Source organism: Actinoallomurus vinaceus (assembly GCF_039542055.1).
GTDB classification, from domain to species: domain Bacteria; phylum Actinomycetota; class Actinomycetes; order Streptosporangiales; family Streptosporangiaceae; genus Actinoallomurus; species Actinoallomurus vinaceus.
Genome location: NZ_BAABHK010000055.1, coordinates 1 through 1,052 on the forward strand (window position 1 = coordinate 1; position 1,052 = coordinate 1,052).

Sequence of the window (1,052 nt, forward strand, 5' to 3'; positions counted from 1 at the left end):
CGGTAGTAGTCGCGGTGGCGTTGCTGGACGAGGTGTTCGGTGCCCGAGGCGATCAGGCGTTCGCGGCCGTATTGACGGATGGTCTCCAGCAACCGGTACCGCACCGTCCCCGGATGCTCCTCCCGCACCAGCACGGACTTGTCCACCAACCCGCCCACCAGATCCAGCATGTCCTCACGCGCGATCCCGTCCCCCACGCAGACCTGCTCGGCCGCCTCCAGATCCAGACCACCCGAGAACACCGAGATCCGCGCCCACACCGACCGCTCCGCCTCGGTGCACAACCCATAACTCCAATCGATCAACGCCCGCAACGTCTGATGCCGCGGCAACACCGCCCGCGACCCCGACGTCAGCAACCGGAACCGATCATCAAGGCGCGCCAACAACTGCTGCACCGACAACGCCCGCAAACGCACGGCCGCCAACTCGATCCCCAACGGCAACCCGTCCAACCGCCGGCAGATCCGCTCCACCGCCTCCCGGTTGTCCTCGGTCACCACGAACCCCGGCACCACCGCCTCGGCCCGCTCAGCGAACAACCGCACCGCATCCCCGGCCACCACCCCCACATCCCCATCAGAAGTCACCGGCAACGTCGGCACCGACAACGACTGCTCACTCCCCACCCCCAACGGCTGCCGGCTCGTCGCCAGCACCCGCAACCGCGGCGCCGACCGCAACAACGCCTCCACCAGCACCGCACACTCCGGCACCAGATGCTCACAGTTATCCAAAATCACCAACGCCTGCGCATCCCGCAGATGATCGATCAGCACCTCCACCGCCGGACGCGCCGAATGATCCCGGATCCGCAACGCCTCACACACCGCCGGCACCAGCAGATCCGGATTCGCCAGATCCGCCAGCTCCACCAACCACACCCCATCAGCGAACGCCCGCCGCAACAACGCACCCACCCGCCCCGCCAACCGGGTCTTGCCCACCCCACCCGGACCCGTCAACGTCACCAACCGCGACACCGACAACAACCGCTTGACCTCGGCCACCTCATGCCGACGCCCCACGAAACTCGTCACCTCGGCCGGCAG

1 protein-coding gene is annotated in these 1,052 nt (G+C 67.5%); it reads right to left on the minus strand.

The window, feature by feature from the left end; translation table 11 throughout:
• Positions 1 to 1,052: ATP-binding protein (locus tag ABEA24_RS53325; protein WP_345444760.1), on the minus strand; the 1,052-nt coding region annotated here is incomplete at both ends.